At 31.4% G+C, this 22,950-nt stretch carries 18 protein-coding genes and 2 tRNA genes; 6 read left to right on the top strand and 14 right to left on the bottom strand.

Going from position 1 to position 22,950, the window contains the following annotated elements:
* Positions 1-12 precede the first annotated feature (12 nt).
* Positions 13-849, top strand: coding sequence for a recombinase family protein (locus tag PMI10_RS07015; protein ID WP_050992435.1), 837 nt, complete (start codon positions 13-15; stop codon positions 847-849).
* Between the two features lie 93 nt (positions 850-942).
* Here the strand turns inward: PMI10_RS07015 and PMI10_RS07010 are convergent.
* From PMI10_RS07010 to PMI10_RS06995, 4 genes are all read right to left on the bottom strand, one after another.
* Positions 943-1,016, bottom strand: a tRNA-Arg gene (locus tag PMI10_RS07010).
* 185 nt (positions 1,017-1,201) lie between these two features.
* Positions 1,202-1,798, bottom strand: coding sequence for a 3'-5' exonuclease (locus tag PMI10_RS07005; protein WP_007806077.1), 597 nt, complete (start codon positions 1,796-1,798; stop codon positions 1,202-1,204).
* A gap of 2 nt (positions 1,799-1,800) precedes the next feature.
* Positions 1,801-3,717: a DUF294 nucleotidyltransferase-like domain-containing protein gene (locus PMI10_RS07000; RefSeq protein WP_007806075.1), complete on the bottom strand. Its 1,917-nt coding sequence runs from the start codon at positions 3,715-3,717 to the stop codon at positions 1,801-1,803.
* 278 nt (positions 3,718-3,995) lie between these two features.
* Positions 3,996-4,412, bottom strand: coding sequence for a hypothetical protein (locus PMI10_RS06995; protein WP_007806073.1), 417 nt, complete (start codon positions 4,410-4,412; stop codon positions 3,996-3,998).
* Positions 4,413-4,560: 148 nt separating this feature from the next.
* Between PMI10_RS06995 and PMI10_RS06990 the strand changes: the two genes are divergently transcribed.
* Entirely contained in the window at positions 4,561-5,790 is a 1,230-nt protein-coding gene (locus tag PMI10_RS06990; protein WP_007806071.1) for a multidrug effflux MFS transporter, read from the top strand.
* A gap of 41 nt (positions 5,791-5,831) precedes the next feature.
* Here the strand turns inward: PMI10_RS06990 and PMI10_RS06985 are convergent, their stop codons facing one another.
* From PMI10_RS06985 to PMI10_RS06960, 6 genes are all read right to left on the bottom strand, one after another.
* Positions 5,832-7,094, bottom strand: coding sequence for an NAD(P)/FAD-dependent oxidoreductase (locus tag PMI10_RS06985; protein WP_007806069.1), 1,263 nt, complete (start codon positions 7,092-7,094; stop codon positions 5,832-5,834).
* A 64-nt stretch (positions 7,095-7,158) separates the two neighbouring features.
* The gene (locus PMI10_RS06980) at positions 7,159-8,493 is read right to left on the bottom strand and encodes a DEAD/DEAH box helicase (protein ID WP_007806067.1); all 1,335 of its coding nucleotides are present in this window, start codon (positions 8,491-8,493) and stop codon (positions 7,159-7,161) included.
* Between the two features lie 348 nt (positions 8,494-8,841).
* Complete coding sequence (locus tag PMI10_RS06975) at positions 8,842-9,519, bottom strand: metal-dependent hydrolase (protein ID WP_007806065.1); 678 nt, start codon at positions 9,517-9,519, stop codon at positions 8,842-8,844.
* Between the two features lie 25 nt (positions 9,520-9,544).
* Entirely contained in the window at positions 9,545-10,507 is a 963-nt protein-coding gene (gene menA, locus PMI10_RS06970) for a 1,4-dihydroxy-2-naphthoate octaprenyltransferase (RefSeq protein ID WP_007806064.1), read from the bottom strand.
* A gap of 75 nt (positions 10,508-10,582) precedes the next feature.
* Positions 10,583-11,416 carry a 1,4-dihydroxy-2-naphthoyl-CoA synthase gene (locus tag PMI10_RS06965; RefSeq protein ID WP_007806063.1) on the bottom strand — a complete coding sequence of 278 codons (834 nt, stop codon included), beginning with the start codon at positions 11,414-11,416 and terminating at the stop codon, positions 10,583-10,585.
* Positions 11,417-12,109: 693 nt separating this feature from the next.
* On the bottom strand, positions 12,110-13,015 hold the full coding sequence (locus PMI10_RS06960) for a LamG-like jellyroll fold domain-containing protein (RefSeq protein ID WP_035631517.1): 906 nt from the start codon (positions 13,013-13,015) through the stop codon (positions 12,110-12,112).
* A gap of 477 nt (positions 13,016-13,492) precedes the next feature.
* Here PMI10_RS06960 and PMI10_RS06955 point away from each other — a divergent pair.
* Positions 13,493-13,573: transfer RNA gene (locus PMI10_RS06955), tRNA-Tyr, on the top strand.
* Between the two features lie 142 nt (positions 13,574-13,715).
* Here the strand turns inward: PMI10_RS06955 and PMI10_RS06950 are convergent.
* Positions 13,716-14,546 (bottom strand): M57 family metalloprotease, encoded by an 831-nt coding sequence (locus tag PMI10_RS06950; protein WP_007806060.1) that lies wholly within the window; start codon positions 14,544-14,546, stop codon positions 13,716-13,718.
* Positions 14,547-15,118: 572 nt separating this feature from the next.
* Between PMI10_RS06950 and PMI10_RS06945 the strand changes: the two genes are divergently transcribed.
* Positions 15,119-17,833, top strand: a complete 2,715-nt coding sequence (locus tag PMI10_RS06945) for a S8 family serine peptidase (protein ID WP_007806059.1) — start codon at positions 15,119-15,121, stop codon at positions 17,831-17,833.
* Between the two features lie 318 nt (positions 17,834-18,151).
* Here PMI10_RS06945 and PMI10_RS06940 read toward each other — a convergent pair whose 3' ends face one another.
* Positions 18,152-18,841 carry an SIMPL domain-containing protein gene (locus tag PMI10_RS06940; protein WP_035631526.1) on the bottom strand — a complete coding sequence of 230 codons (690 nt, stop codon included), beginning with the start codon at positions 18,839-18,841 and terminating at the stop codon, positions 18,152-18,154.
* Positions 18,842-18,893: 52 nt separating this feature from the next.
* Positions 18,894-19,532: a rhomboid family intramembrane serine protease gene (locus tag PMI10_RS06935; RefSeq protein WP_007806057.1), complete on the bottom strand. Its 639-nt coding sequence runs from the start codon at positions 19,530-19,532 to the stop codon at positions 18,894-18,896.
* 112 nt (positions 19,533-19,644) lie between these two features.
* On the opposite strand from PMI10_RS06935, the gene PMI10_RS06930 reads away from it, so the two are divergent.
* A complete protein-coding gene (locus tag PMI10_RS06930) occupies positions 19,645-20,514 on the top strand; it encodes a lysophospholipid acyltransferase family protein (protein WP_007806055.1) in 870 nt (289 codons plus the stop codon).
* Positions 20,515-20,570: 56 nt separating this feature from the next.
* On the opposite strand, the gene PMI10_RS06925 is transcribed toward PMI10_RS06930, so the two are convergent.
* Positions 20,571-21,425, bottom strand: coding sequence for a CvfB family protein (locus PMI10_RS06925; RefSeq protein WP_007806052.1), 855 nt, complete (start codon positions 21,423-21,425; stop codon positions 20,571-20,573).
* Between the two features lie 166 nt (positions 21,426-21,591).
* Here PMI10_RS06925 and PMI10_RS06920 point away from each other — a divergent pair, with 166 nt between their 5' ends.
* Positions 21,592-22,941: a M28 family metallopeptidase gene (locus PMI10_RS06920; protein ID WP_007806049.1), complete on the top strand. Its 1,350-nt coding sequence runs from the start codon at positions 21,592-21,594 to the stop codon at positions 22,939-22,941.
* Positions 22,942-22,950: the final 9 nt, after the last annotated feature.

The raw sequence follows: 22,950 nt of genomic DNA, 5'->3' as shown, positions 1-22,950 counted from the left end.
TAGTCCACTCTGTTGTGGTATAATCACAGCCAAATAAATAATTGCTGCAGCCAAAGAACTTATAAGTATTGCCTTCTAAATAGTATTGAAGTACAAGATGTAATTTACGAAGACTTTTCAGCAAAAACTTTTAACAGGCCGGAATGGAAGAAAATTTTGTTGAATCTTAAAAGATATAAAAATAAAACTGATTTGGTTTTATTTACAAAATGGGACAGATTCAGCAGAAATGCTGTGGATGCATACCAAATGATAAACCTTCTGAGAAAAATGGGAGTTGAGCAGGCTATCGAGCAACCATTGGATTTAAGTATTCCGGAGAATAAAATGATGCTTGCTTTTTACTTAGCCGCACCTAAAGTAGAAAATGATAGACGAGCCTTAAATACTATGCATGGTATGAGGAGAGCTCGGAAAGAAGGGCGGTATATGGGTACAGCACCTTTTGGTTATATGCACAAGACTACTGAAGATGGGAGGAAGTATATAGCAATAAATGAAAAGCAGGCAGCTGTAATTAGATGGGCTTTTCATGAAATTGCTAAAAAAGCTTTCAATACAGAGTCAATTTATGTTTTAGCAAAGAAAAAAGGACTTACTGTTACAAAAAGTGGTTTTTGGGTAATGATTAAAAATCCTTTGTATTGCGGAAAAATATTTATTCTCAAATATAAAGACGAGAACAGCTATTTTGTAACTGGACAACATGAGGCTATTATTTCGGAAGAATTGTTTAATCAGGTTCAAGAAGTGTTAGATGGCAGATCTAGAGTTTACAGGCCTAAAATAGTAACATTTACCCTGAAAATTTTACATTTAGAAATAATCAATTCCAAACCGCGCAGGTAAACGAAATTGCCAGTAGTATCTATTTGGTAAACAGGGAGTTAAAGGATAAAAAAAACGGGACAAAAGATGATTTTAATCTTTTGTCCCGAAGAGTGACCTCGACTGGATTCAAACCAGTAACCTCTTGAGCCGTAATCAAGTGCGCTATTCAGTTGCGCCACGAGGCCTTAATGCGGGTGCAAATATAGGTATAAATGTGACATATGCAAAATAAAAATACCAGAAAAATCAAATAAAAATGATTCGTAAAATTATATATATGATAGTCAGTACTTTCCTCGTAAATTATTTTCCAAATAATTTCGGCTTGCTTCTCTAAAACCGGATTAAGCGGTGAAAATCGGTGCAAAATTTATTTAATTCCCAGTCTCGATTTTAGTTTTAAAAACAATAATGCAATTTTATAAGCATCTTCGGCTGAAGAATTTCTATCGCTTTTTGGAATTTTATATATATCACATAAATCATCCAACGAAAATTGTTTGTCATTAATATCATGTAATTTTCTGTACATAACATCAATATCTAATGCTTCATTTTTTAATCTGCCACAACTTAATCGTTCCAGTGCCGCATTTATCATTTCAATATCAAAATTAATATGATGACCTACTAAAACTGCATTTCCCAAGTAATTTATAAAAGTTTCAAGAGCTTCATTCTCCTCAAGCTTTGTCATTTTGCTGTCTATTATAAATTCATTTGACAGACCATTATCATGCAAATACTTATATTGTAATAAAACCGCTTCGAAATTATCCAGAATAATTATACTGTCATTAACAATTCCAAAAGAACCTAAGGATAAAATTACATCTTTGTCAGGATTTAATCCTGATGTTTCTGTAGATATAACTACAAACCTATTTGGTTTCGTTTCAAATTTATCCAGATAGTTTTTCCAAAAATCGGGATATTCTTTGTTGATATTTTTAAGCCAGTCCAGCATATTTATGAAAATTGTGTAAGTTGAAATTTACTTTTAATTAACTCCTCAAGGTCACGCATAGGAGCTAATGCATTTTTTAATTTCTCTTTATCTGTTTTAGAAAAATCCTTCAAATTTATATATTGTCCGGAATCATCATTCTTTAATCCTTCAACTGTTCTAAATTTAACCAATGTCATAAAAGCTTCAGCACAACTTAAATATATTTCAGCATTTTTAGAATCTGAAATTGCGAGTTGTTTAAATCTTAAATAAGTGTTTTTAATTCCTTTTATGTTTGAACTTAATATAAGTAATCTTGCTCCGTCTATCAAAGGCATTAATGCTCTTGTTTTAATATCGAATTTCATTTTATGAGGGCCTTCTTCTTCTAAAATAAATTTTTTGAAAAAACTTAATGGTGAATTCTTTTTTAAAGCATCGTTTCCTAAAAAATCAAAAAATAATGGATTGTTAATGGCGTTTTTATAAATAATATTTTCTATTGCTTCTTCTATTTTTGGTTCCCCAAAAACAATTTCATAATCAAAGAAAATACTGCTTAAATCATTACTGTTTTCACCTGGAGTATTCATCCAGCTATTGTACTGTTTTACCCAGTCTGTCAACGACTTACACCATAACATATTACTTGCCATATGACCATTTGGACAAAATTCATAACCCACTTTTTCCAACAAGGATGTAGTTCTTTTTGCGAGCCTTAAAAAGTAATCTTTTACTTCTCTGTACTTATCGGGAGTGACGTCTTCAAAAATCAAAATACTGTCCTGATCAGTAAGTAAAAGCTGCTCTTTTCTTCCCTGGCTGCCTATACTTAACCATGCAAAACGGGCAGGAGGGGAGCCTAAATCTAAAATTGTCAATTCAACGGCACGTTTTATAAGAGCTAAATTTATTTCGCTTGCTATATTACTGATATGTGAAATTGGAATATTCTTTTGAATTGAATTTTGAATTAAATCTGATAATCGTTCCCTGATTTGTTTTAAATCTTTTGGCAATTGTGAACGTTTTATTTCTTTAATCAATACGCCAGGATTACTGGCCTGGGCAACAATTAAATCATGTTCTGAAATAATTCCCTTAACAGCCGATTTGTTTGTTCCGTCTTTGGTAACACATAAGTGCGTCACATTATGTTTTAACATTAACAACTGAGCTTCAGCCAATGATACGTTTTCAATTACAGTAACAACAGGAGAAGACATAATTTTATCAATTCTCTCCGTAATAGGATAACGTCCTGTGGCTATTTTTGATGATAAATCACCATCAGTTAAAATACCAATTGGGTTATTATTTTCGCAGACAACGATATTATCAACCATTGCGTTTGTCATTAATATGGCAACATCCTTAACAATTTTATCACCTGTAGTTGTCAATGGCGAATTATTATAGTTCAAAGACTGGATATACTGCATATCTGATTGTGGATCTGCATAATACACATTCTCTGAAGTCAATTTACCACCAGAATTTACACTTTCTTTTGTATGTCGTGAATTTATGGCGAAACTTTCAAGCAGGAAGTTTAAAACATCTGAATTATTTGCTACAAACGGCCTGAAAATCGCAATTGGAATAGCATAAACAATACTATCTTCACGCGCTTTGGCGGTCATCATATAATTATTTTTTGCAAAAAATGGACGCAAACCAAAAATATCTCCTTCGTGACATTTATTGATTATAGTTTCTTCTGCATCAGCAATTGTTGTCAGATTAATGATTCCTGATGATACGACATAAAAACTATCATGAAGTACGTCGTCATTTTGAAACAATATTGCCTGTTTTTCTAAATTTATTACACGAATATTGGTCGCAATATCATACAGCTCCTGAAAAGTTAAATTATTAAATGGTGGGTATTCTTTTAAAAAATCTGCAATATGTTCAGCAATTGTATTCATAGTGAATTTAATATAGTCTGATGTAAAAATAATAAAATAAAAAATCATAATACTACCAATGATGGAGTAAAACGATTAATTTGTAAAATTCTTAATATCTTTTAAAATTATTTAAAGAAAATATCTATTAGCTTCAAATGATTAAGAAATTAGGCAATCGACCAGAGTTATGTCATGAACGCAAAAACCGAATATTCTATTTTACATAATATAAATTATAGTTCAAATGATAATAAACTTAAAAGGCATTACAAACGTAATGCCTTTTAAGTGAAAATTTATATCTTTTTAGAAAAAACAGCTTTACCGTTTAACGAAACCTCTATTTCGTTTTTTTGTTCATTGAAAGTTGTTCTTAAAACGTTTCCTTTAAAAACTGAAACGTCACCATAAATTTTTCCGTTTTCAACAGAAACATATTCAAATAATAATTTTTTATTATCCGGTTCGATTCCTAATTTATAACTGGAAAATTTAGTTCCTTTTAAATCAAATTGCTGTTGTGAATCAATAATTTTTCCATCAGCATAAAAATTCGTGATAGATTTATTTAATGTAATATCCGGATAATATTCATTTACTTTTTTAAGGAGATCATATTGTGCCGGATTTACATCTTCCAATTTTGATGAAATTGTCTGAGCAAATGATATTGTTGTAAAAATAAAAGCAAATAGTAAAATGTAATTTTTCATATTTATAAATTTATAAGATTAATACCTGACTCATTATTGAGTCAAATATGTTAAAAACCAATCCGTTTTTATATAAAATGGATTAGTTTATGCAACAAGATAAGAAATATTTACCTTTGCAGGAAATTAAAAGCAATATTTTAAGAAAATGACAACAAAAAAATATATTAAACTCATCCTTATTTTAGGTTCTTTGACTGCACTTGGTCCTTTTTCAATTGATATGTATTTGCCTGGTTTTTCAGGAATTGCAAAGGACCTGCATACAACTGTAGCTAAAGTATCTATGAGTTTATCCAGTTATTTTGTTGGAATTTCTACTGGCCAATTGTTATATGGTCCATTATTAGATCGCTTTGGACGCAAAAAACCATTATTTATTGGTTTGCTGGTTTATATTTTGGCATCTTTAGGATCTGTCTACGTTACAGATATAGACACTTTTATATTCCTGCGTTTTATCCAGGCTATTGGCAGTTGTGCCGCAACCGTAGCTTCAGTAGCTATGGTACGGGATTTATTTCCTGTAAAAGATATCCCTAAAGTCTTTTCATTATTAATGCTTGTTCTTGGGCTTTCACCAATGTTAGCACCAACAATTGGAGGTTATATAACTGAATATTATGGATGGCATGTAGTCTTTTTAATATTAATGTGCATGGGAATTGCTATTCTGGCGGCATCACAACTAGGCTTGCCAAATACCTATAAACCGGATACTTCTATTTCACTAAAACCAAAGCCAATCATTTCAAACTTTTTAAAAGTCCTAAAAGAACCTCAATTTTTTACTTATGCATTTACCGGAGCAATAGCATTTTCAGGGTTATTTTCATATGTTGCGGCATCGCCTATTATTTTTATGAATATTTACCATGTTGATGCCAAAACATATGGATGGATTTTTGCGTTTATGTCGGTAAGTTTTATTGGTTCAAGCCAATTAAATTCGGTTTTACTGAAGAAATTTTCCAGTGAACAAATGATTTTTAGTGCTTTAATAGCTCAATCTGTAATAAGCATTATTTTTTTAATTCTTTCTTTAAATGACCTTTTAGGGTTGTATGAAACAATTGGAATGTTATTTTTGTTTTTAGCCTGTTTAGGAATTTCAAATCCTAACACTGCAGGACTTACAATGGCTCCTTTTGCTAAAAATGCCGGAAGCGCTTCTGCATTAATGGGAGCAATTCAGCTCGGTTTGGGAGCTCTGGTTTCTTTTTCCATTGGGGTTTTTGTTAAGGATTCTGTAACTCCAATGGTAGTGATTATGACAGCAACAACCATTTTGGCATTTATTATTCTAAATATTGGGAAACGTTTTATTAAACAAAAAGTAGAAGTATCTTCTGGAGATGACATTACGGTTGCACATTAGATTATATAAAAAAACCGGAATCTAAATTCCGGTTTTTGATTTTATTGTTGTTTTTTATCGGGTCTGATTATCATTCTAAGAGATTGATCGCTGGCAAAATAAGCTATCATCCAATTATAGAAAGTTTTTATTCGGTTTCTGTATGTAATCAGCGAAATTAAATGAATAAATAACCAAATGATCCACGCAAAAAATCCATTAAAATGCCATTTTGGACTTGGTAAATCCACTACCGCTTTGTTTTTTCCAATAATAGCCATAGATCCTTTGTCATTGTAAACAAAAGGTTTAAGTGGTTTCTCCTGAATTAAAGCTTTAAAGTTTTTTGCCAGGTTTATTCCTTGTTGAATCGCAACCTGAGCAACCTGAGGATGTCCGTCAGGAAAGTTTTTATCACTCGTCAAAATAGCTGTATCACCAATAGCATATATATTTTCTGTTGCATTCACTTTACTGAAAGCATCAGTAGCCATCCTTCTGCCACGGCCGTAACTTTCGGCCGGCATACCTTCAAATATTTTGGCTGTAACACCGGCTGCCCATATTAAATTTCTGGTTTTAATGGTTTCGCCGTTTTCAAAATATACTGTATCATCAACATAATCAGTCACTCTGCTATTTAATTTTACTATAACTCCCAAATTTTTAAGTGCTTCTAAGGTGTCTTTTTGAGAAGCTTCACTCATAGGTGCCAGTAAGGCATCACCACCATCAACTAAATAAATATTACTCGCTGTGGTATCTAATTCCGGATATTCTTTCAATAAAATATTCTTACGCATTTCAGCAAACATACCCGAAACCTCTACTCCTGTTGGCCCTCCTCCTGCTACAACAATTGTTAATAACTTACGACGTTTACGGATTTCTTTACAAATAGATGCTTTTTCAAGATTTTTAAGCAGTGTATTTCGCATTACGATGGCATCATTTAAGGTTTTCATCGGAATAGCATTTTTCATTACGTTTTCCATACCAAAGTAACTCGTTTCTGCACCTGTAGCAAAAACCAAATGGTCATATGTTAATTCACCATTACTCAAAATCACTTTGTTTTCAGCGGGAACTACAGACAATAATTCGCCTAAACGAAATTGAAGGTTTTTTTTGCCTGCAAAAAATTTTCTAAAAGGATAACTGATACTGGAAGGCTCCAAAAAAGCCGTAGCAACCTGATATATAAGTGGCGGAAAAAAATTATAATTATTTTTGTCTACAAGTGTAACTTGTATTTGAGGATGATTAACAAGCTCTTTTGCTAAATTTAAACCTGCAAAACCACCTCCAATAATGACTATTTTCATAAATATTGTTTTAATTACCTCATAAAAGTACAATATAATTTAACAGTTACAAAGTCGGAATAACTTACTTTTTGAATTTTTTAACAGGTTTTTCAACTATATCGTTTTTGTTCTGCAGAACATAATTAGCTAATAATTTTTCAATTAATTCATCTTTAGTCAAATGATGAAAAACAGTTTTTATTTTTGTTTTTAACTCAGCAGAAATATCATGATTTGGTTTTGTTTTAAAGATTTGTTTTGCCCATAAAAGGGTATTATTTTCTTCTAAACTTGCAACAGTTGGTTTTTTAAATTCTGTAAACTTCAAACCCAATTCTCTTTCAAAATCAGGAATCTCAATTATTTCTTCTTCTTGTAAAACTGTTAAGGAAAGTCCCTTTGCTCCTGCTCTTGCTGTTCTTCCGCTTCTGTGGACATAAGTTTCATAAGTGTCCGGCAAATGATAATTTACAACATAAGAAATTTCTTTAACGTCAATTCCTCTGGCTGCCAAATCTGTAGCAATCAAAATATTGATATGTCCTTCACGAAATTGCTCCATAATCCTGTCACGGATTCCTTGTGATAAACTTCCGTGAAGTGCTCCTGATGAAAATCTATTTATGGCCAGATTTTTAGCTAATTTGTTGACCGCAGCTTTAGTTTTACAGAAAATGATTCCACGTTCGCCCTCTTTTGAATTCAAAAAATGCATCAAAACATCCAGTTTTTCAATAGGATCAACCACAATATATTCGTGATCGATTCCCTGATTACCAACTGTTTCCATGCTGGCACTTATCTGAACTACATTTTTGTTTAAATAATTCTGAATCAGCTGTTTTATTGTCCCGGGTAAAGTGGCCGAAAATAATAAAGTCCTGTGTTTTTTTGGAAGCTCTGTAATAATTTCGTCCAAGCTTTCTTTTAAAATTGAAACCATTTCATCGGCTTCGTCTAAAACCAAATATTGGGTTTGTTTCAAGTCAACAGCTTTACGCTGAATCAAATCAATTAAACGCCCCGGTGTTGCCACAACAATATGTGTTGGGTTTGTAAGCCGCTCAATTTGAGGTTTTATCGGAATTCCTCCGCAAGTTGCCGCAATAGAAATATTTGGGATATGTTTTGAAAAACCTTCGAGATTTCTAAAAATTTGCTGCCCAAGTTCTCTTGTTGGTACCAGAATTACAGCCTGAACAACTGGAGATGCTGTATCGATTAATTGCAATAAAGGCAATCCGAAAGCGGCAGTTTTTCCTGTTCCGGTTTTGGCTAAACCCACAACATCATGATTTTCAGATAAAAGTAATGGAATTGTTTTTTGTTGGATTTCTGTTGGCTCAACAATATTCAATTCGCTTAGTGCTTTTAAAATTGGTGTTGAAATTCCTAATGATGAGAATTGTTTAGACATTGTTTTTATTTTAGATTTTAGAGTTCCGGTTTTTTAATTTTAATTTTTCGTCAGTTCAAGTGATCCCGGTTTTAGGAGGGATTGTATCGAGAACAAGAAAATTAAAATTAAAATAGTTCTCGATACATTTTTTGTTCCGTTTTACTACTCAAAAAACACTCGAACTGACGTATTCACCCAACAGGTTTAATTAATGAAACTATTGTTTAAAATAATTTCTTGTAAAAAACTAAAGCTCTAGCCCTGATGGAAGCGGCATCCTTTTTCTGGCTTCTTTAGCCGGAAAAAGATATAGCGTACAGCAGGAAACAGCTCCTTCCTTCTACTACACTCAGGATATAACATATTTTATAATTCTATAGATTCTCCGATTTCGAGGAGCATTAAATCTTTTCCTTTATCGAAAAATTTACGAATAGATTCTTCATGATTGATTTCGATATATCCGAAAGTGTCAAAATGATATCCGAGTATTTTATCGCATTCTACAAAATCAGAAGCAATTATGGCATCCTCAACATCCATTGTAAAATTACTCCCTATTGGTAAAATAGCAAGGTCTAATTTGGTACGCATAGGGATAAGTTTCATATCCATCGTAAGTGCTGTATCGCCTGCAATATAGATATTTTTATGCTCGCCTTCGATCACAAAACCTCCCGGATTTCCACCGTTACTTCCGTCAGGAAAAGAACTTGAGTGAATTGCGTTTACATATTTTACTTTTCCAAAGTCAAAATTCCAGCTTCCGCCATGATTCATCGGATGTGCTTTTAGGCCAAATTTCGCATAATAGCTTGCAATTTCGGCATTTGAAACTATGGTAGCTTGTGTACGATTTGCAATTGCCTCCACATCCAGGACATGATCGCCATGTGCATGTGTAAGCAAAATATAATCGGCTTTTAATGTGTTTATGTCAATAGCTGAAGCCAATGGATTCCCTGTAATAAAAGGATCTACAATAATATGTTTACCCCCTACTTCAATTCCTAATGAGGCATGACCGTAAAATGTGATTTTCATTTTAATTAAATTTTGAGTGAAACAATTATCTTCCTCCTAAAAAAAGATTTACAACAATATCAGAAATTAATGAAATCATACATACTGTTAATAATATGGAAAGCAAGAATGTACTAAGTGCCAGTTTTTTTAATTCTGGATCTAATAGCTTAGGGTTCTGGTTTTTATAAACAGTAATTAAATGTTTTGTTAAAGGTATGTAAGCCAGTAAAAACAGATACTGATCGAAATTATAATGGCTTAAAATGGCAAAAATTACCACTAAAAGCATTGCTGTTATGATTAATGAAAAATGATAAATTTTAGCTTTTGCACCGCCCATTTGAACTACAATGGTGTTTTTCCCTGATTTTTTATCAGATTCTTCATCACGCATATTGTTCAGGTTTAAAACTCCTACGCTCAACAAACCAATTGAAATAGCCGGTAAAATCAAAAGGGGATCAACTTCTTTTGAATATAAAAAGTTAACTCCTAAAGTGCTTACTAATCCAAAAAAGACAAAAACAAAAATATCACCGAAACCTTTGTATCCATATGCTGAATTCCCTACTGTATAACGAATTGCCGAAGCAATTGCTGTAATTCCGAGCAATAAGAAAAAGATGGAATAGATGAAATTTGTTTTTCCAAAAGCAAAATAAATTAAAATTATGGCTGATAATAATGTCAATGCAGACGTAATTATAATTGCTTTTTTCATTGCCTGAGGCGTAATTGCACCACTTTGTATAGCTCTTTGAGGGCCTATTCTGTCAGCATTATCCGTACCTTTTACCCCATCACCATAATCATTTGCAAAATTGGACAATATTTGTAATCCAAGCGTAGTTAAAAGTGCAAAACCAAAAATCTTCCAGCTGAATACTTCTGTTGGTGTATTAATGGTTTCTGTTGGGTTTGATAAAGCATAAATACTTCCTACTATAATTCCGGAAACTGATAAAGGTAATGTGCGCAATCTGGCGGCTTCAATCCAATGTTTCATTATTATTTATTTAGTTTTTTTTAGTTTTAGGTTTCAAGTTTCAGGTTCGTAGCTTGAAACAATTTTTATAATTTTTTATGGTAACCATTTATTTTCACCAAAATTAGGCTTTCTTTTTTCTAAAAAGGCATTTCTTCCTTCTTTTGCTTCTTCGGTCATATAAGCCAAACGTGTTGCTTCTCCGGCAAAAACTTGTTGTCCAACCATGCCGTCATCGGTTAAATTCATGGCAAATTTCAGCATTTTTATAGATGTCGGCGATTTTTGAAGGATCTCTTGAGCCCATTCGTAAGCAGTGGCTTCTAATTCGTCATGCGGAATTACGGCATTTACCATTCCCATATCCATTGCTTCCTGAGCAGAATAATTTCTTCCTAAAAAGAAAATTTCACGTGCTTTTTTCTGTCCAACCATTTTAGCCAGATATGCGGAACCATAACCACCATCAAAACTGGTTACATCAGCATCCGTTTGTTTAAAAATAGCATGTTCTTTACTGGCCAAAGTCATATCGCAAACTACATGCAAACTATGTCCGCCGCCAACTGCCCAACCCGGAACCACAGCAATTACTACTTTTGGCATAAAACGAATTAAGCGTTGCACTTCAAGAATATTTAAACGATGTTGACCATCATCTCCAACATAACCCTGATTTCCACGTGCATTTTGATCTCCCCCACTGCAAAAAGAATAAACCCCGTCTTTTGTAGAAGGGCCTTCAGCAGAAAGTAAAACTACTCCTATTGAAGTATCTTCCTGTGCATCATAAAAGGCCTGATATAATTCTGAGGTTGTTTTTGGGCGAAAAGCATTTCTAACATTTGGCCTGTTAAAAGCTATTCTTGCAACTCCGTTACATTTTTTATACGTTATATCTTCGAATTCTCTGGCAGTTATCCAATCCATTTCTGTTTATTTTTGTTTGAAATAATTATAGCGTAAAAATAAACCATTTTTACATTTTTACCTACTCAATTCCTTGCAAGTCTTTCTTCTAAATTTGATACCTGACAACCAATAAAGTTTTTAAAATAAAAAATAATAATATTTAACACTTGCTTTCAAAAAAAATAAGTATTTTTACAGTCTAGAAATCAATAAGATACATTTTTTTATTGGTTTTAAGATTGATTTTCTTTCACTGATTTATTAACCTAAAAAATGACTTTTTTGAGAAAATTTAAAAAATTTGTCGCTCATTTTTTTACGGTTTTTAATTATAAAACAAAAAATAATGGGCAAATGATTTATTCATATGCATCAACTTCAAAAAAAAGAGAGTAACACCGAAGGTTAAATCCTAGATTTGTTTATTCAATTTATTAAAAAATGATTATGATAATAGAAAATTAAAATTGAAAAACTTTCTATAAATATTATATCAAACCAAAGGTTAAACCGTGAAATTGATTTCTTGTTTTTGAAAAAAATGAATTGATTGTTTAAAAGACACACCTTTCGAAAAGTAATTCTTAAAATTTTTAAAAGTTTTACTTTTTAAGTAGATTAGAATATTTTATTTCTGTTTTTTTTTAATTACAATTTTTTAAAACTAGAATAAAAAGAGAAAGGCTATTCGTAATGAATGGCCTTTCTTGTTTATTTAGATGTTATTTTTTTCGAAGGTGAATTAGTTACTTTCAATAAATATATCCCTTCCGGAAGTTCTTTTAAATTTATTTCCTGTGAATTATTACTTAATACCTTTTGCCCCTGGGAAAAAACTTCTATTTTTTTTGTATTCAAAGTATTTGGTTTTATAGTAACCGTCGAATTCTTATTCGTTTTTTGGTTCTCTTCTTTTACAATAGTATTTAACTTAGAATTTGCTACGGCAACAGGGATAACTTGTTTTGAAGAATTATATAATGCCTGTATCTCTTGATCAGATAAGGCAACGTCATAAATTTTTAATTCATCAAAATCAGCATTGATGCCTACTTTTGTATTGAACTCTCCTAATCTAAAAATATTCCCTTGAGTATCTCGGGATATCTCTTTTGAATCTTTTAATAATTCACCATTTCTGTATATTTTTGAAATACTGCCATCAAATGTAACACTATATTGATACCACGTATCCTTAATCAAAGAAGTGTTCACCATGATGTTATTTGAAACACCCCAACCCGCCAGGCTTAAATCAGAATTAGAGTTTTTTATACCTTGTTGCAGGAGTCCAAAATATTGACCATTAAACGCCAATCCATATCCCCAAATATAATTTGCAGACGAAAGATCATTCATTTTAATCCATATAGTTATCGTTCTTGGTTTGTTATTCTGCGGAAGATTATCAATTACAGCTTCTAAAGCCTTGTTTGTCAATCTTTGTGCACCTTTTTCATTCCCCATTCTATCTGTTACATAATTTTCTGCCCCCATAAAAGATATGGTGTTTTTCGTATTCTGTAATGTTCCGTTAAAATTAAATTCGTGAATCGGTACTTGGGCAGCAACTTCTAACGAAATGAAAATTATTAATGTAAGTAGTGTTTTTTTCATGATAGTTGTATTAAAACATTTTATCATTTTAATATTACTAAAATATGTTTAAACCAATTTTTTAAGAAATTTACTCGACAAACGACTTAAATAATCGTTAAAATGACACAATAGAACAATTTACAAAGCGATTTTTTTTTATTATTTTATCAAAAAAAATATTAAATATATGTTTTTTTGATATTAAAAAACTTATTTTCTTACGTATAAATACGGTTAATCCAATAATTATAATATCATTTAGGGTTTTACAAAAATTAAACCCTAAATACAAGATGAATTTTACCATAAAATGATTTAAACTAATTATTCTGTCATAAAAAATTGAGAAATTGATTTAATCCTGATTATTATTTTATTCACTACCAATGGATTAAAAAATAACTTAAAATTAAGTTCGATTTTAGTTTGTAAACATCAAAAACGTTTATATATTTGCAACCGCTTAGAACAACAAAGCGCATCAATACAAGCTTCGGGGAGATACTCAAGCGGCCAACGAGGGCAGACTGTAAATCTGCTGTGTGAACTTCGCAGGTTCGAATCCTGCTCTCCCCACAAAAAAGTCCTAATGAAAATTAGGACTTTTTTTATGGCATAAAATTAAAGATTCCCAATACCAATGAAAAAAAAAGAGGCTGCTTCACAAATTGGGTGAAACAGTCTCTTCTATTTTGTAAAGACAACTCTAATTCAACTTTTAATATAAATAATTCAGAGCTGTAATATCGTTAGCATTGAAAGCTCCGGTTTCGCTTGAACTAAAACATGCTCTCATATAAGAAGTTGCATCATATCCTGAAGGTGTACCCGGAATTAGAATTGCTCCAACTCCAGCTGTTCCTTCGTTTGAATTCTCTCCACAGCTTTGACGGCTAAACCAGTCTGTATGACGTAAACCAATGCAGTGTCCTATTTCATGTGCAGATACGTGCGCATTTACATTTGTTGAATAAGAATCTAATCCAGAATATAATGTAACTGAATTATAAGGATTCCCTCCTGAAGGGAAACCTGCTACTCCACCGGCAGATCCTGTCTGTCTTCTCACAACAATATTTGCACCTGAAGTACTTGAACTAAAGGTTAGTGTAAAATTAATAGACAAACCTAAATTATTGTATCTGTTTATTGCCGCTTGCAATCCATTACGCATATTTGTGCTCAAGGCTGATGTACCAGTTCCTGATAATCCAACAACCCTGATAGTTCTTGGAGCAGAAACTAAATTAGTGGTACGGTATTGTTCTGTAGTAATACCTCCGTGAAGATCCATTTTATCTAATTGATCCTGTGTGATGACAATATCTCCTTCTATAAGGAAGGCATCCTCAGTTGTACCGTCTAAATTAGTATTTTTAATAACCTGAACATCTGAGTTATTTAGTGATAATGAACTAATTTTACTTAACACTTCTGGTGTTACTTTAAGAGATTCTTGATTTGTTTGAACTGAGTTATCTTCTTTATTACAAGATAACACTGTTAGTGCTATAAGCGCCAAGGCTAAAATTGATTTAATTTTTTTCATAGTAATCTTTTTGATTGTTAAATTTAGTTGATAAAAAAGGGGTCTTTACAAGATATTGTAACATTTGTCCTCAAATTTATATAATATTTAACATTAAAATACTTATAAATTTTATATTTAACAAATTTAACATTCTTTGTTAAATATTTTGTATTATTATTTTAATAATAATTATCTGATTATTAGGGAAGATCCAGTTAAATCGGGAATCAAACATAAACCAGTTAGTTAAATATCATTATACTAGTTCAATATTTTACTTTGTTTAGCAGTAAAAAAAAATATTTTACATTTTTTAGAATAGTATTTAAATATAAAAACGATTACAAATACAATATTGCTTTTACAGATTTTGAAGATTTAGAATGAAATAAAAAATCATAAAATTTTTACAAATAATTTAATAACTTTGATTTACTTATAACGGATAAATATTTCAAATAGAAATCATTAAGCACAAATTTTATCTTTACCTTGTCTAATTAAAAGGGATAAGCACGTGCAACAGACAATCTTTGTGCCATTGATAATATTGATAATAATGCTTATAAAATTTATAACATATATAGTAAATGAATAAACGAATTACCTTTCTCTTTTTTATGATAACGACAATCAGTTTCTCGCAAAGTGCCGAAAAATGGAAACGATACATCAAAAAAGAAAACGAAAGAAAATTTGAGAAATACTATTTTACATTTTTAGAAAATGCACATCAAAACAAATACAAGGTTGTAAAAAAACTGGACAGTACTTTTTGTATTATTGAAAATGAAAGTTTACGATCTGACCACTCTGTAAAAAAAAACCTTCCTGTTAATAGTTTATGGAAATTACCCTCAAATTTTTCAAATCATGAGGAAAAAAGGCAGTATATAATTGCAACTGATACAATCGACGCTTTAATTACTGAATTGAAATCAATGCGTATTTCTGATATTAAAATACTCGATAATCATCTTGTAATCATAAAAAGTGATTCGAAAAAAATTATTGATGAGATCATAGAGTTGAACAGTGTATCTTCTATTTCGCAAGAATCCCTACAGCCAAAAGCTGAATCTAAAATAATAGATCAAAATTTTAGTATAAATTCTATAAATAAAGCCAATATTAATTTTCCTCTTTTAACAGGCGAAAATCAGATTGTTTCTATCAAAGATGATTTTTTTGATCTAAATGATATAGACCTTTTAAATAAACACATTCCTTCTAAAACACAATCGGCTAATGTAACGAGCCATGCAACGGCTATGGCTACTATAGTTTGCGGATTAGGAAATAGTTCTGAATTAGGAAAAGGAGTCGTTCAAAAGGCTAAAATACAATCGTCTGACTTTTTGAATATTTATCCCGATGAAGTTGCAACTTTAGAAGGTGCAACCACTCAAAATCATTCCTACGGCACATTGATTGAGAATTTTTATGGCTCTCTCGCTAATGCCTATGATTTTCAATTATTCTCAAATGTAAATTTGACTCATTGCTTTTCCTCAGGTAATAGTGGACTCCAGGGTTATAAATCTATTACGGGTAATTTTAAGCAATCTAAAAACAGTATTGTATTTGGTTGTATTGACCAAAATGAAATAATTATGCCGTTTTCATCAAAAGGTCCAGCCTATGACGGACGTGTAAAACCAGATTTAGTGGCCTTTAGCACACAGGGAACTTCAAATTCTACAGCACTAGCTACAGGAATTATTACATTGATGAAGCAACATTATAAAACAATAAACAATACCTCTTTGACGAATGCGCTCACAAAAGCAATTTTAATTAATAGTGCAAAAGATTTAGGTAACATAGGCCCGGATTTTACCTATGGCTATGGTAATATCAATGCTAATAAAAGTTTAAAAACCATCAGCGAAAATAGAATTATATCTGGTAATTTGACATCTGGTCAGACAAATTCACATACCATTACGCTTCCGTCAAATGCAAAAAACTTAAAAATCACATTAGTATGGAATGATTTGCCCGCTGCAATCAATAGTAATATAAGTTTGGTAAACGATTTAGATATGGAAGTAATTTCAGCTGACAATAACACTTTTTTACCATGGATTCTTAATCCGGATGCTCCACAGCAACAAGCTGTAAGAGGCAAAGATAAAATTAACACTATAGAGCAAGTCACTAGTGAAAACCCCGTATCTGGATCTTATACTATCAATATTATTGGTTCATACGTCTCCAATACATCCCAGGAATACAGTATCGCTTACGAATATGAATTGGAAAATCGATTTGAATGGAATTACCCTGCTCATAATGATAATTTCCCTTATGACGGCAAAACTATTTCGCCTTTCAAATGGGATTCTTCATTTTCTGGTATTCCAGGACAATTGTCTATTAGTTATAATAATGGACAGACCTGGGAAATTATCACAGATAATATAAATCTGGATAATGAACAATTTACTTATACGCCTACAGAACAAAAATTTTCAAAAGCAAAACTAAAAATGACTATTGATAATACCGATTATATCTCTGAAAGCTTTACGATTTCTTATGATTTAAATATTAGTACGAGCTTAGTTTGTGATGGCACAACAGAAATTAATTGGGACAAACCTACCAATGTTACTTCATTTAATATATATAAACTAACAGGAGATCATTTAGAATTTAAAGAACAAACAACAAGCTCAAATTACACGTATACTGACGGAAAAATCTACACTGTAGTTCCTGTACTTGACAATAATGAAGGAATAAAAAGTGAGTCAACATTACAATATGCTCAAAACTCAAATTGTTATTTCGAGTTGACTGTAGCAGAAGTTTTTGAACAGAACAAAGTAAAAATTGATGCCAGTCTTTTTAGCTTGTTCAATATCAAAAGAATTGAGTTAGTAAAAATAATTAATAATGCCGAAAGTGTTATTAGTACAATAAATGATATCAATTCAAAAACATTCTCTTTTTTAGACACTGTCCCTATAAAAGGCATTAATAAATATAAAATAAACATAATTTTAAAAAACAATAATATAATAAGTTCTCCAATTCTTGATACCAACTATTTAGGCAATGATTTGTTTTTTGTTTCCCCCACTCTATTAAGCAAAAATGAAGAATTAAATATTGAAGCCAAAAAAGAGCAAAACGCTATTTTCTATTTATATGATATTAGTGGACAAAATACCATTACTTCGCCATTACTTTCTAAAACCAATAACATTTATATGAAAAATATTGCGTCAGGAATTTATATCTATAAAATAGTTACAAGCTTAGGAGAAATGCAAACAGGTAAAATTGCAATTTTTTAAGCTATTGTTGATTATCTACTTTTTTCAACGTATTACATAAATAGTTTTTAATTTTGTACTTTATACTTCTATGAAAGTAAGTGGAATTTTTCCTAATCCGCATTAAAGACTATTCTTAAGATCTTGGTATTAGCATAAATTATAATTTTTCTACCAATGGCTTTAGTCACGGAATTTATATTGTAGAATTAACCTAAAAACAATGAAAAAGGCCTAATGAAAATTAGGACTTTTTTTATGGCATAAAATTAAAAATTCCCAATACCAAAATTTAAGATTATTGGTATTGGGAATTTTTATTGTAATCTGTTTTTAAGTTTAGTCTAAGATAAAACTAACGCTCACATTTGCTGTAATTTCAATTTCTCCAATCGCTAAAGTTTCATTTGAAGCGCCTGCATCAGCTGATTCTTTCATTCTCATACCTGCATACATTGGCTGTGGCTGGTAAATTTGTGAATTATCGGAAATAGTAATTGCTTTTCCAATTTTTTGACCTAAAACCGAAACATAGTCTTCTGCTTTTGATTTTGCATCTTTAATAGCCAGTTTTCTTGCTTCTGACTGATATTGGGTTAGTTTAGATGATTCAAAAGAAACTTTGTCTATACGATTAATTCCTTGCTGAACCAAACCTTCCATCAATTCATCATATTTAGATAAATCTTTCAATACAATTTCTACTGTTTGTATCGCATTGTAGCTGGTTTTCTTTTTCTCATAATCATACTGCGGATTTAGAGCAACCTGTTTCGTTTTAAAATCTGCTGTTGGAATATTCATTTTTTTAATGAATTTTAAAACAGCATCTATTTTTTCGTCGTTTTGTTTTTTAACATCCTTAGCATTATTCCCTTTTGTTTCAACCGTAGCCGAAATACTAACCTGATCAGGTGTTACTTTTATTTTTCCTTCTCCATTTACATTTATTTGAGGAATTTGCTTGATTTCCTGACCGTAAGTCATTGTCATAAACATGATTGTTATAAATAATACTAGTTTTTTCATTTTTGTTATATTTAAATTATTTAATAATGGCATTTCAAAATTTATGCCAGCATTATAATTTATCCATTTTAGCCATTACAAAAAGTATTAGAATAGGAATCGCCAGTAAAATTGTCATCAAACTATGGTCCATAATCAATGACGGTTCTCTTATCAAAGTGATTAAATAACCTCCTACAGCTCCTCCAAAATGCGCCGTATGCCCAATGTTATCATTTTTGGCTTTCATCCCATAAATAGAATATAATAAATATAAAATTCCGAAAAGATACGCTGGTATAGGAATGATCCCAAAAATTCCCAACATCATGTCAGGTTGTAATAATATTGCGGAATATAAAACACCCGTTACAGCTCCTGAAGCTCCAACGGCCCGATAACTGTAATCATTTTTATGGAATAACATAGTTAGTAAGCTTCCAAAAATTAAACTCCCAACATAAACTAAAATGAATGAAAAATTACCCAGATAATCAATAACGGTTGGCGCAAAAAACCAAAGCGTCAGCATATTAAACGCTAAATGCATTATATCAGCATGTAAAAAACCCGAAGAAAGCATTCTTATCTGCTCGCCGGAACGAATACTTCCAACATGAAATTCGTATTTTCTAAAAAAAGCAAGATCGTTAAATCCTTTGTAACTAATTAGTGCATTGGCAACAATAATCCCTATCAAAATGGTATTCATAAATTTTATTTTATTTGAATTGTAAATATAGTCAATCTTGGAGATAACTTTCAAACTGTCCAAAATATATGGCGTTATTCATTTTTACTTTATCTTTGTAAAAAAAAGTTAGATGCAGTTTCTTGTTTATATTTTGGCTTATCCGCTACTTTGGTTTATTTCAATACTTCCTTTTCGAATATTTTACTGGTTTTCAGATTGTGTTTATTTTCTGGTGTATTATGTTTTAGGCTACCGCAAAAAAATAGTACGTGAAAACCTTGCTCTTGCATTACCTCATTTAAACGATACAGAACGAAAAGTTATAGAAAAAAAATTCTATCAGCATATGTGTGATATGTTTTTGGAAATGATAAAAACAATGAATATTTCTCCGGAAGAAATGGATAAAAGATTTACTGTTACCAATATTGATGCGATGAGGGCATATGAAGAAAAAGGTAAAAGTATCGTTTTATTAGCTTCTCATTATGCGAGTTGGGAATGGCTTTTGAGCCTTACTAAAAGATTAAAATTCAGACCAATTGGTGTTTATAAAAAAATTGCCAATCCTTATTTTGATAAATTAGTTCGAAAAATACGTTCAAAATATGGTACTGAATTAGTTGAAACTAAAAAAACAATTCCATTAATGGCACAAAATCAACGAGAAGGAATTTTAAGCCTTTATGGATTAGCCAGTGATCAATCACCTAAAATGGATAGAATTTTTCATTCAAAAACGTTTATGGGAATTGAAGTTCCGGTTCATACCGGTGGTGAAATGCTCGCCAAAAAATATGATTTAAGTGTTTTATTTATTAAAGTAAAAAAAATAAAAAGAGGATATTATGAATCAACGATAGTTCCGATTTGCGAAAATCCAAATGATTATGCAAATTTTGAAATTACTGAAATGTATTTAAAAGAAGTGGAAAAACAAATTCTTGAAGCTCCGGAATATTATTTATGGACGCACAAAAGATGGAAACACCGAAAATAAAAAAATCCCAAAAAGATTCCTTCTCGGGATTTTTTTGAATTAATTTTTAAGTAATTTTATTCTTTTACAAGATAAATTCCATCCTCTTTAATTTCTATAAGTTTGTCTTTATAAAGAGCTCCAATTGCTTTTTTAAAAGTTTTTTTGCTCATTTTTAATACGGTTTTAATGTCTTCAGGATGTGAATTATCATTTAAGCGTAAAAATCCACGATTAGCTCTTAATTCATCCAGGATTTTCTCGGCATTAGGCTCAATGCTTTGATAACCCTGTACCTGCAAAGCAACATCTATTTTATTATCGGGACGAATATTTTTTATATAACCACGCATCCTGTCTCCGGTTCTTATCGCATCATCATATACTTCATCTTTATATAACAATCCTTTATGTTGTTCATTGATGATCACATTGATTCCCAATTCAGTAATATGCGAAACGATTAAATCAACTTCTTCCCCTTTTTCAACTGTAAGCTGATCGTTCTTTAAAAATTGGTTCAATTTACTTGAAGCCACTAAACGATTGGTTTTCTCATCCATATAAAGATAAACCAAATAACGCTTTCCTTTTTCCATTGGACGGGCCTGCTCCTTAAACGGAACAAGGATATCTTTTTCCATCCCCCAATCCATAAAGGCGCCAACCTGATTGATGTAATTTACCCTCAATAAAGCAAATTCATTCAATAAAATATAAGGTTCAAGTGTTGTTGCAACCGGGCGCTGCTCATGGTCTAAATAAACAAAGACAACGAGTTCTTCGCCTATTTCAAATTCATTCGGAACGTATTTATTTGGTAATAATATATCATGAATCCCTTCCGGGTCTTTTTCAGGATTTCCTAAAAATAATCCAACTTTGGTATCACGTAAGATGGTAAGTGTATTGTATTTTCCTATTTCAATCATTATAATGAGATTCTGAGCTCTAAAACAGCTAAGTTTTTAAAGCGCAAATGTACGAAGTTTGAAAATGGTAAAGCGAAAAATGTTTTGCATAAAAATTAAGAAATATCTTTTTTAGGATTCATTCTATTTTAATTAAATTTGAGAACCTTAATTAATTCCAAATCAAATGAAAAAAAATACTTTTTATTTCGTTTTTACCTTTTTATTCTTTTCTCAAATAAGTATTTCACAAGTTGCTGAAGATCCGGAAATAAAAAAAATGATTACAGAAGTTAAAGCGGAAAACCTGGAAGCAACGGTGAGGAAATTAGTTTCTTTTGGAACCAGACATACTTTGAGTGACACGAAGAGTAAAACCAAAGGAATTGGTGCCGCACAAAAATGGGTAAAATCTGAATTTGATAAATATGCTTTGGAATCTAATGGAAGGTTAACTTCAACTATTGATTATTTTACAATTAAGGCTGACGGGAAACGAATTACAACAGACAGCCAGCTTGGTAATGTAATGGCAACTTTAAAAGGAACAGATCCTAATGATAACCGTATTCTTATTATCAGCGGACATCTGGATTCACGTGTAACTAATGTAATGAATGTAAAATCTGATGCACCGGGCGCTAATGATGATGCGTCCGGAGTTGCCGCTGTAATGGAATTGGCTAAAATTATGAGCAAAAGATCTTTTCCTTCCACTATTATTTTTGTTGCTGTAACAGGCGAAGAACAAGGTCTTTATGGCTCCAGACATCTTGCCGAATTAGCTAAAGAATCTAATTGGAATATTATTACCATGCTGAATAATGATATGATTGGAAATAGCTTATCCAGCGGAACTAATTTAAGAGACAACACGCAAGTCAGAATCTTTAGTGAAGCCATTCCGTATTTAGAAACTGAAGACGAAGCTAAAATACGTAAAGCAACAAATCGCGACAATGATAGTCCTTCGAGATTATTGGCACGTTATATTAAAATAGTTACAGAACAATATGTAGATCAGTTAAAAGTAAAATTGGTGTATAGAAATGATCGCTTTTTACGCAGTGGGGATCATACCCCATTTAGTCAAAATGGATTTACTGCTGTTAGGTTTTGTGAAATGAATGAAAATTTTGAACATCAACATCAGGATTTAAGAACTGAAAATAATATTAAATTTGGTGATCTTCCTGAATTTATGGATTTTGATTATTTAAGAAAAAATACCTGTGCCAACTTAGCAACTTTGGCAAATTTAGCATGGTCCCCGAAAGCTCCTGTAAATGTTGGTATAGAAGTTAAAAATCTTTCAAATTCTTCAACGTTAATTTGGAATGCCCCAGATGAGAAAGTACAGTATGGTTATCAGATTTTGATGAGAGAAACTTCTTCTCCCAATTGGGAAAAAACATTTTTTGTAAAAGATACTAAAGCTGAAATACCCTATTCAAAAGATAATTATTTCTTTGCAGTACAAACAGTTGATGATTTGGGACATACAAGTTTACCTGTATTCCCAATACCAATTCGTTGAAACTTTCGC

This window comes from Flavobacterium sp. CF136 (assembly GCF_000282055.1).
Taxonomy (GTDB): domain Bacteria; phylum Bacteroidota; class Bacteroidia; order Flavobacteriales; family Flavobacteriaceae; genus Flavobacterium.
Note: the sequence above shows the minus strand (reverse complement) of the source record. Positions and strands in the feature narration are given on the sequence as shown.

Excerpts from the sequence above, each read along its gene's own strand:
- menA (WP_007806064.1), bottom strand. The coding sequence starts at position 10,507 with ATGAAACATTGGATTGAAGCCGCCAGATTGCGCACATTACCTTTATCA.
- PMI10_RS06935 (WP_007806057.1), bottom strand. The coding sequence starts at position 19,532 with ATGAATACCATTTTGATAGGGATTATTGTTGCCAATGCACTAATTAGT.
- PMI10_RS06960 (WP_035631517.1), bottom strand. The coding sequence starts at position 13,015 with ATGAAAAAAACACTACTTACATTAATAATTTTCATTTCGTTAGAAGTT.
- PMI10_RS06945 (WP_007806059.1), top strand. The coding sequence starts at position 15,119 with ATGAATAAACGAATTACCTTTCTCTTTTTTATGATAACGACAATCAGT.
- PMI10_RS06925 (WP_007806052.1), bottom strand. The coding sequence starts at position 21,425 with ATGATTGAAATAGGAAAATACAATACACTTACCATCTTACGTGATACC.
- PMI10_RS06975 (WP_007806065.1), bottom strand. The coding sequence starts at position 9,519 with ATGAAAATCACATTTTACGGTCATGCCTCATTAGGAATTGAAGTAGGG.
- PMI10_RS06980 (WP_007806067.1), bottom strand. The coding sequence starts at position 8,493 with ATGTCTAAACAATTCTCATCATTAGGAATTTCAACACCAATTTTAAAA.
- PMI10_RS06995 (WP_007806073.1), bottom strand. The coding sequence starts at position 4,412 with ATGAAAAATTACATTTTACTATTTGCTTTTATTTTTACAACAATATCA.
- PMI10_RS06950 (WP_007806060.1), bottom strand. The coding sequence starts at position 14,546 with ATGAAAAAAATTAAATCAATTTTAGCCTTGGCGCTTATAGCACTAACA.
- PMI10_RS06990 (WP_007806071.1), top strand. The coding sequence starts at position 4,561 with ATGACAACAAAAAAATATATTAAACTCATCCTTATTTTAGGTTCTTTG.
- PMI10_RS06985 (WP_007806069.1), bottom strand. The coding sequence starts at position 7,094 with ATGAAAATAGTCATTATTGGAGGTGGTTTTGCAGGTTTAAATTTAGCA.
- PMI10_RS06940 (WP_035631526.1), bottom strand. The coding sequence starts at position 18,841 with ATGAAAAAACTAGTATTATTTATAACAATCATGTTTATGACAATGACT.
- PMI10_RS07005 (WP_007806077.1), bottom strand. The coding sequence starts at position 1,798 with ATGCTGGACTGGCTTAAAAATATCAACAAAGAATATCCCGATTTTTGG.
- PMI10_RS06930 (WP_007806055.1), top strand. The coding sequence starts at position 19,645 with ATGCAGTTTCTTGTTTATATTTTGGCTTATCCGCTACTTTGGTTTATT.
- PMI10_RS07000 (WP_007806075.1), bottom strand. The coding sequence starts at position 3,717 with ATGAATACAATTGCTGAACATATTGCAGATTTTTTAAAAGAATACCCA.
- PMI10_RS06920 (WP_007806049.1), top strand. The coding sequence starts at position 21,592 with ATGAAAAAAAATACTTTTTATTTCGTTTTTACCTTTTTATTCTTTTCT.
- PMI10_RS06965 (WP_007806063.1), bottom strand. The coding sequence starts at position 11,416 with ATGGATTGGATAACTGCCAGAGAATTCGAAGATATAACGTATAAAAAA.